Here is a 7,440-nt window from a genome sequence, read left to right as displayed (position 1 = left end):
CACCCCGAACCCCCGCGCCCGGCTCCCCGCCCCGGGTGCGGGGGTTCTCCGCCACGGCAGGCGGGCGGCGAGGGGCCCGGCCGTAGAGTGACGGCGTGAGCGAGCCCGGGCCGGCGGACGGGTCGAGCCCCCTCGAGGGCCTGCCCTTCTTCGCCGAGCTGGCCCGGGTCCCCGACGCCGACGGCCCGGTGCACTGGGACGTCGCCCGGCGTGTCGCCGTGTGGGTCGCCGGGAGCGGGCGACCCGAGCCGCCCGTCGACCCGGGCGACGCCGAGCGGCTGCACGAGCTGGGCCGGGTGGCGGAGCTCCAGGTCGCCGGCGCCGTCCCCGCCGCCATGGCCGATCCGTCGCCCGTCGACGCCGTCGCCGTGACGCGCGGCGAGTGGGCCCTGCGAGCGCTCGACGCCGAGCGCCCGCTGCTGGAGGTCCTGGCCGGGTCCCTGGCTGGCGCCCGCCCGCCGGATCCGGAACATCGCCCGGCCGGTCTGGCACCCAGCGTGCTCGAGGGCCTGGTGTTCGGGTGGATGATGGGGCAGCTGTCGCGGCGCGCCCTGGGCCAGCACGACCCGCCCCTGCCCCGCCCGCCCACCGCCCGCTTGTCGATCCCGCTCGCCAACCTCGACGAGGTGGCGGCCGACTGGGGCCTGCCCGTCGACGAGGTGCGGTTGTGGGGCTGCCTCCACGACGTCGCCCACCGCTGCGTCCTGGGCATCCCTCACGTGCGGGAGGCCCTGGGCGGGCTGGTGGGCCGCTACGTCGCCTCCTTCGACGTGCCGGCCGACGCGCTGGCCGACCAGATCGAGGCGTTGGACCCCACCGACCCGGCGTCCTTCCGCACCGCCCTGGGCGACCCCGAGGCCATGGTCAGCGCCGTGCAGACACCCGAGCAGGCCGAGGTCCTGGCGCGGCTGGAGGCGCTGGCCGCGGCCATGGAGGGATGGGTGACCTCCGTCGTCGACGGCGTCGCCGGGCGCCTCCTGGGCAGCCACGACGCCATCCACGAGGCGGTGCGCCGACGGCGGGCGGAGGCGACGTGGGGCGACCGGTACGTCGCCCGCCTCCTCGGCATGGGGTTGCGCCAGGCCGCCTACGAGCGGGGGCGCCGCTTCGTCACCGGAGTGGTGGAGCGGGGTGGGGACGAGGCACTGGCGCGGCTGTGGTCGTCGCCGTGGCTGCTCCCGACCCCGGCCGAGGTCGACGCGCCCGGGCTGTGGCTGGCCCGCATCGACCTCCCCGAAGGCGGCTGACGCCCGCCCGCCACCGTCACCGGGACGTGGCGGGCGCCGTACCTGCTCGAGGTGACGGAGGGGGTCGCGCCCCAGGCGAGGCCCTCGGCGTCGCCCACGCCGGCCGCCGTCGAGCCGCTCAAGGCGTTCCTGGCCGGCGTGGTCGGCGAGGGGACGGGCCGGGCGGCGGCCGGCGTCCCTGGCCTGTCGGGGAAGACGGGTACCGCCGAGTTCGGCTCGGGCGACCCGCTTCCCGCCCACGCCTGGTTCGTCGGCCACCGTTCCGGCGTCGCCTTCGCCGTGTTCCTCGAGGCGGGCGGCGTGGGCGGCCGGGACGCGGCGCCGGTGGCCGCCCGCTACGCCGCCGCCCTGTAGGGCGTCAGCCGGCGCGGGCCCCGTTCAGGTCGTCGTCGTCGTCCTCCTCGCGCTCGGCCATCTCGTTCTGGTCGGTGACGGCGCGGGCGTGGGCGGCATCGCCCTCGGGGCCGCGCGGCCGGGCGGTGAGCTCGGCGAACACCTCGTCGCGGCCGTAGAGGATCACGACGTCACCGGCCTCGATCCGCGTGTCGCGGTTGGGCACGCCCAGGTAGGACCCGTCCGACCGGACGACGCCCAGCACCAGCACGCCCTCGTCCTTCAGGCGCAGGTCGCCCAGCGTGCGGCCCGCCAGCCAGCTCTCGGCGTCGGCCAGCATCTCCTTGACCTCGTACTCGCCCGAGACGTGCAACAGGGCCGCGTAGTCCCGGACCTCCAGGTCGGTGTAGCGGGCCAGGGCGCCGCCGATGACCTTCGACAACCGGCGGTCGACGCGCTGCGACGACGAGGCCGCGTAGACGAGGACCAGGCCGCCGACGAGGACCAGGCCCCGGGTCACCCGCGAGCCGGCGTCGGCCGAGCCGGCCACGCCGGACAGGATGCCGGCGATGCTGGTGGCGAGGCCGACGCTGCCGGTGAGCATCAGCGCCATGATGATCCGCCGCCGGGCCGGGTGGGCCACGACCGCCTCCGACTCCGTGGTCGTGAAGCCGACGCCGGTGAGGGCCGACCGGGCCTGGAAGCGGGCGGACGGCTGCGACATGCCGGTGGCCGTGAGTGCGATCGTGGCGATGCGGGTGATGACCAGCGACAGCATCGCCACCACCAGCAGCAGGATGATCCCGTACACCCTCGTCGTCCTACCCAATCGGCGGGGAAGCCCTCACTACCATGGGGCCCCGTCTCGACAGCCGGGGAGGGAGGCGGATGGACTGGCTCCAGGCGCCCGACTACTGGCTGGCCCGCCTCGTGTTCGAGCGGTTGCTGGGCGGTGTCTACCTGGTGGCGTTCCTCGTGGCCGCCAACCAGTTCCGCCCGTTGCTCGGCGAGCGGGGCCTGCTGCCCGCGCCCCGGTTCCTCGCCTCCGTCGGCTTCGCTCGGGCGCCGAGCATCCTCCACCTCCACTACTCCGACCGCTTCCTCTCGGTGGTCGCCTGGTCGGGTGCGGCGGTCGCCGCCCTGTGCGCCGCCGGCGTGCCCCAGGCGGGGCCGTGGTGGGCGGCGGCGGCCGCGTGGGCCGCCCTGTGGGCGCTGTACCTGTCGATCGTCAACGTGGGCCAGCGCTTCTACGGCTTCGGGTGGGAGAGCCTGCTGCTGGAAGCGGGGTTCCTGGCCATCTTCCTGGGGCCAGCCGACTGGGCGCCGCCGACGCTGCTCGTCGTGGCCCTGCGGTGGCTGCTGTTCCGCCTCGAGTTCGGCGCCGGGGTCATCAAGATGCGGGGCGACCCGTGCTGGCGTGACCTCACCTGCCTGAGGTACCACCACGAGACCCAGCCGCTGCCGAACCCGCTCAGCTGGTGGTTCCATCACCTGCCCCGGCCGGTGCACCGGCTCGAGGTGGCGGGGAACCACGCCGCCCAGCTGGTGGCACCCTTCCTGCTCTTCGCCCCGCAGCCCGTCGCCGCCGTGGCCGGCGCCGCCGTGGTGGTGACGCAGGTGTGGCTGGTCCTCAGCGGCAACTTCGCGTGGCTCAACCTCCTGACGATCGCGCTGGCGGCGGCCGCCTTCGACAACGACGTGCTGGCGCCCCTGCTGCCCGTGGAGGTGCCGGCGACGACGCCGTCGCCCCCGTGGCACCAGGCCCTGGTGGCCGGCATCGCCCTCCTCGTGGCGGTCCTCAGCCGCCGGCCGATCGTCAACCTGGCCTCGCCGCGGCAGGTGATGAACTCCAGCTTCGACCCCCTGCACCTGGTGAACACCTACGGCGCCTTCGGCAGCGTGACGAGGCAGCGCTTCGAGGTCGTGATCGAGGGCACCGACGCCGCCGAGCCGGGCGCCGGGGCGGTCTGGCGGGAGTACGAGCTGAAGGGCAAGCCGGGCGATCCCCTGCGCCGCCCCCGCCAGGTGGCGCCCTACCACCTGCGCCTCGACTGGGTGCTGTGGTTCGTCGCCCTCCCCGGTCGCCGGTTCGACCATCCCTGGGTGTCGGCGCTGCTGACCCGCCTGCTCGAGAACGACGGTCCCACCCTGCGGCTGTTCCGGACCAACCCCTTCCCGGGCGAGCCCCCGGCCTTCGTGCGGGCGCGCCTGTACCACTACCGGTTCACGACGCCGGCCGAGCGCCGGGCGACCGGCGCCTGGTGGGTGCGCACGCCCGCCGGTGAGCTGCGCCCCGCTCTCGGGCGGCCGTCGTCGGCCGCGACCCGCTAGACCTCCGGGCGTGCAACGACGAGCCGCCCACCCGCGCGGACGACGGCCGAGGTGCGCCGCCGCGGTGGCCGTCGCCGCCCTCCTCCTCTTCGGGGCGGCCTGCGGCGACGGCGGTAGCGGCGGCGACGAGGACGCGGCGGGTCCGTCCCCCACCGCCGCGCCCGTCGGGCCGACGGCCGCCACGCAGCCCGCCCTCACCAGCCTGGCCGGCACGGCGACGTGCGGCGACTACGTCCGGGCCACGCAGGCCGCCCGGGAGAATGCCACCCGGGCGGCGCTGATCGTCGTCCGCCACGACGCCGGGGTGGAGCGGGAGCCCTCCGCCCGCGTCCGGGCCGAGTTCGAGAAGGCGGTCGACGCCGCCTGCGCCCTGCAGCCCGCCCTGCCGATGCTCGACGTGATGGCCGCCGTCGCCGGCGAGCACCCCGGTGCCTATCTCGGGTAGGGACGGCGCGTCACGGTGCGGGCGGCACGGCCCGGAAGAGCGAACCGGCGGCGGACGCGAACACCAGCTCGCCGTCGGAGTCGGTGCCGATGTGGGTGAGCTGAGGAACCTTGGCCGTCTCCCGACGGACGTCGGTGACGCCCCGGCCCGGCTTGGGCTGGAGCGACCACAGCGTGCCCGCGCAGAAGTCGCCGAACAGGTAACGCCGCGTCATTCCCGCCAGCCGGACCCCCGAGTAGACGAGCCCACCGATCACGGCGCATCCTTCGTCGTGCCCGTAGGCCACCACCGGGAAGACCAGGTCGCCCTTCCCCCGCACCTCGTGGCCCTGGGGCAGCTCGTGCCTTCCCTCGTAGGCGCTCCACCCCAGGTTCTTGGGCGGCTCGTCGAACTCCAGGCGGACCCGGTTCACCTCCTCGACCCGGTCCTGGCCGACGTCCGCCACCCACAGGTCCCCGAGCGCCGGGTCGAACGAGAACCGCCACGGGTTGCGCAGGCCGACCAAGACGGCGCTCCAGCGCGGCTCGGCGGCGTCCACGTCCAGGGCCACCACCTTGCCGAGGGGACGCCGGGGGTCCTGGGCGGTCTCGTCGGGGTCGAAGGCGCGGCCGCCGTCGCCCAGGCCGACGTACAGCCGGCCGTCGGGCCCGAAGGCGAGCTGGCCGCCGTTGTGGTTCTCGTCGGGTTGGCGGACGAACAGCAGCTCGCGCACCGGCTCCGCCCCGATGCTGCGGCGGTCGGGCGCGGCGGCGAACTCCGCCACCCGGGTGTCGCCCGAACGGTCGTTCCAGTGGAGGAACAGCCGCCCGTTGGTGGCGAACCCGGGATGGAAGGCGATCCCGAGGAGGCCCGCCTCGGTGGCGACGTCCACGTTGCCGGAGATGTCGAGCGCCACCGCGGGCACGCCGCCGTCGACCCGCATCACCCGGCCCGGCTGCTCGAGCACCCACAGGGCCCCGGGGTCGCCGGGCGCGGCGCCGACCCACGTCGGGCGGTCGAGACCGGTCGCCACCCGCTCCACGTCGAAGTGGTGGGCGACGGCCGTGGTGAGCGGCGGCTCGCCGGCCGCCGGCTCCGCCGTCGACGGGCCGCAGGCGAGCAGGCCGGCCGCCAGCGCCGCCGTTCCCGCGCTGCGCCACCACGTGGTTAGGCTCGCCATAGCGGGCAGATTAGGAGGCCCTAAGGGCGGGCCGCTAGCTGCCCCTGGCCGCGAACAGTCGCCGCGACGGCTCCTTCGGGTCGCGCTGGCGCGCCAGCACCTGGCGCGCCAGCGCGAACTGAACGGTCCTCCGATGGGTGCCGCCGCCGGGTGGTCGGCCGCGCTGGCCGTCGTGTCGCTGGCGATCGTCCACCCGGCCCCCTCCTACGACCCGTGGTCGTGGCTCCTGTGGGGCCGCGAGATCGCCGGTGGCTCGCTGTCCACCCTCGAGGGGCCGTCGTTCAAGCCGCTCCCCGTCGCCGTGACGACGCTGCTGGCGCCCCTCGGCGGCGCCGCACCGGGGCTGTGGGTCCTCGTCGCCCGGGCCGCCGCCGTGCTGGCCGTGCTCCTGGCCTTCCGGCTCGGCCGGCGCCTGGCGGGTGGGTGGGCACCGGCCGGCGCGCTGGCCGCTGCCGCCGTCGTGCTGTGCGGCGGCTACGTGGGATACGCAGCATCGGGCCTGAGCGAGGGCCTCCTCCTGGCGCTGGCCCTGGCCGGTGCCGAGGCGTGGTCGGCGGGCCGGCCCCGAGCGGCGCTCGCCTGTGCGGTGGCGTGCGGGCTGCTGCGGGTCGAGGCATGGCCGTTCCTCGCCGCCGTGGGCGTCGTGATGTGGCGGCGCCGCCCGGCCGACCGTCCCCTCCTGGTGGGGCTCGCGCTCGCCGTGCCGGCCGCCTGGCTGGTGCCCGAGCTCGTCGGGTCGGGCCAGCTGTTCCGGTCGGCGGCCCGGGCGCGGGTGCCGAACCCGGGCCAGCCGGCGCTGGCCGACGTGCCCGTGCTCGCCTCCCTGGTCGAGGCGGTCCGCCTCCCGCTGTGGCCGCTGTGGGCCGGCGTCGCGCTCCTCGTGCGCTGCGCCGCCGGCGGCAGCCGACGACCCGGCGGTGGTGACCGGTCGCCGCGTCCGCCGGGTGAAGCTGCCCGGCGAGCAGGGCGAGGAGATCGAGCCGCCCTCGTCCCGGCGGCGGCCGGGGTCGCGTGGATCACGCTGGTGGCGGCCATGGCGCAGGCGGGGTTCTCGGGCGAGCCGCGCTACGCCCTCCCGGGCGCCGCCCTGGTGGCGGTGAGCGGGGCCGTCGGGCTGGCGGTCGCCGCCCGCGGCGCAGCGGCCCGGGGGGCGCCCGGCCGGGTGGGGGTGGCGCTGGTCGCAGGGGCGCTCCTCGTCGCCGCCGCCGGGCCGGTGCGCGCCGCCGGCCGCGTGCGGTCGTCGCAGGCCCACCAGTGGGCGCTCCAGGCGGACCTGGCCGATGCCGTCGCCCTGGCGGGCGGCCGGTCGCAGGTCCTCGCCTGCGGCCAGCCGTACGTCGGCCGGCTGCGGGGCCCCGTCCTCGCCTACCGGCTGGGGGTGGAGAAGCACGTCGTGGAGCCCGACCGCCCTCCCCGCCCGCCCGGCGTCGTGTTCCGTTCGGCCCTCGCCCCCGGAGCGACGCCGGCACCCGACGTGCCGGCCGCGTTCGAACCGGTGGCCCGGGCGGGCCGGTGGGAGGTCCTCCGCCGGTGCTGACCACCACAGCCGCCGTTGAACCGCGAAGCTGTCCCCGTCGGCCGCCGGCCGTGACGTTGGGAGGACGCTCGATGCGACGGATTCTCGCCCTGGTGGCGGCGCTCACGCTGCTCGGCGGAGCGTGCGGAGGAGGGTCCGACGACGACGGTGAAGGGGCCGCCGCGGGTGACGGGGCCCGCACCGTCGCGATCACGATGCGCGACATCGCCTTCGACCCGGAGGAGCTCACGGTCACGAGGGGCGAGGAGGTGCGGTTCGTGTTCGAGAACGAGGGCAAGCTCGTCCACGACGCCTTCATCGGGGACCAGGCCGCCCAGGACGAGCACGAGAGGGAGATGCGGGAGGCCGACGCGGCGGGCGGCGGGGGCGGCCTGGTCCCCGATGAAGG

Annotated in this window: 7 protein-coding genes and 1 pseudogene; 6 read left to right on the top strand and 2 right to left on the bottom strand. The window is 76.4% G+C overall.

Translation table 11 applies throughout. The features are described from left to right. The first annotated feature begins 95 nt into the window (after window positions 1–95). Window positions 96–1,247: a zinc-dependent metalloprotease gene (locus VM242_11710; GenBank protein ID HVM05829.1), complete on the top strand. Its 1,152-nt coding sequence runs from the start codon at window positions 96–98 to the stop codon at window positions 1,245–1,247. A 33-nt stretch (window positions 1,248–1,280) separates the two neighbouring features. After that, window positions 1,281–1,601 (top strand): annotated as a pseudogene (locus tag VM242_11705) (penicillin-binding transpeptidase domain-containing protein). A 4-nt stretch (window positions 1,602–1,605) separates the two neighbouring features. Here VM242_11705 and VM242_11700 read toward each other — a convergent pair. Further along, a complete protein-coding gene (locus VM242_11700; GenBank protein ID HVM05828.1) occupies window positions 1,606–2,391 on the bottom strand; it encodes a TrkA C-terminal domain-containing protein in 786 nt (261 codons plus the stop codon). Between the two features lie 77 nt (window positions 2,392–2,468). On the opposite strand from VM242_11700, the gene VM242_11695 reads away from it, so the two are divergent. Both VM242_11695 and VM242_11690 read left to right on the top strand, forming a co-directional pair. After that, the gene (locus VM242_11695; protein HVM05827.1) at window positions 2,469–3,911 is read left to right on the top strand and encodes a lipase maturation factor family protein; all 1,443 of its coding nucleotides are present in this window, start codon (window positions 2,469–2,471) and stop codon (window positions 3,909–3,911) included. A 64-nt stretch (window positions 3,912–3,975) separates the two neighbouring features. Beyond that, entirely contained in the window at window positions 3,976–4,356 is a 381-nt protein-coding gene (locus VM242_11690) for a hypothetical protein (protein ID HVM05826.1), read from the top strand. A gap of 10 nt (window positions 4,357–4,366) precedes the next feature. Here the strand turns inward: VM242_11690 and VM242_11685 are convergent, their stop codons facing one another. Beyond that, entirely contained in the window at window positions 4,367–5,515 is a 1,149-nt protein-coding gene (locus tag VM242_11685; GenBank protein HVM05825.1) for a PQQ-dependent sugar dehydrogenase, read from the bottom strand. A 133-nt stretch (window positions 5,516–5,648) separates the two neighbouring features. Here VM242_11685 and VM242_11680 point away from each other — a divergent pair, with 133 nt between their 5' ends. After that, window positions 5,649–7,052 (top strand): hypothetical protein, encoded by a 1,404-nt coding sequence (locus VM242_11680; GenBank protein HVM05824.1) that lies wholly within the window; start codon window positions 5,649–5,651, stop codon window positions 7,050–7,052. 71 nt (window positions 7,053–7,123) lie between these two features. Continuing rightward, the coding region (locus VM242_11675) for a hypothetical protein (GenBank protein ID HVM05823.1) at window positions 7,124–7,440 on the top strand (317 nt) is incomplete at its 3' end.

Source organism: Acidimicrobiales bacterium (assembly GCA_035540975.1).
In the GTDB taxonomy this organism is placed as follows: Bacteria; Actinomycetota; Acidimicrobiia; order Acidimicrobiales.
Note: the sequence above shows the minus strand (reverse complement) of the source record. Positions and strands in the feature narration are given on the sequence as shown.